This window comes from Chryseobacterium cupriresistens (assembly GCF_046614675.1).
GTDB lineage: Bacteria > Bacteroidota > Bacteroidia > Flavobacteriales > Weeksellaceae > Chryseobacterium > Chryseobacterium cupriresistens.
In genome coordinates this window covers 1-279 of the sequence record NZ_JBKKJT010000055.1, presented here as the reverse complement: position 1 = coordinate 279, position 279 = coordinate 1, and the positions used below count along the sequence as shown (strand labels likewise).

The window sequence follows — 279 nt, the reverse complement described above, 5'->3', positions numbered from 1 at the left end:
CTCGACATGCTGCCCAAGGTGCGCGCCGAGCGTCCCGACGTTCCCGTCATCATGATCACGGCCTACGGCGATGCCGAGACGCGCCGCAAGGCGATCGAGCGCGGCGCCACCGGGCTTCTCACCAAGCCGATCGATTTCGCGCTGCTGCGCCAGCAGATCGATACGAGGCTCGAGCAGGCGGCATGACCCCAACCATCCTCTTCGTCGATGACGAGCCTGATCTCGAGGCGCTGATCCTGCAGAAGTTCCGCAGGCAGATCCGTGACGGGCTCGTCACCA

General features: G+C 65.2%; 1 protein-coding gene. It reads left to right on the top strand.

The window, feature by feature from the left end; translation table 11 throughout:
* Positions 1-186 (top strand): response regulator (locus tag ACLI50_RS22640; RefSeq protein WP_411414687.1); only part of this gene is annotated, 186 nt, incomplete at its 5' end.
* Positions 187-279 lie beyond the last annotated feature (93 nt).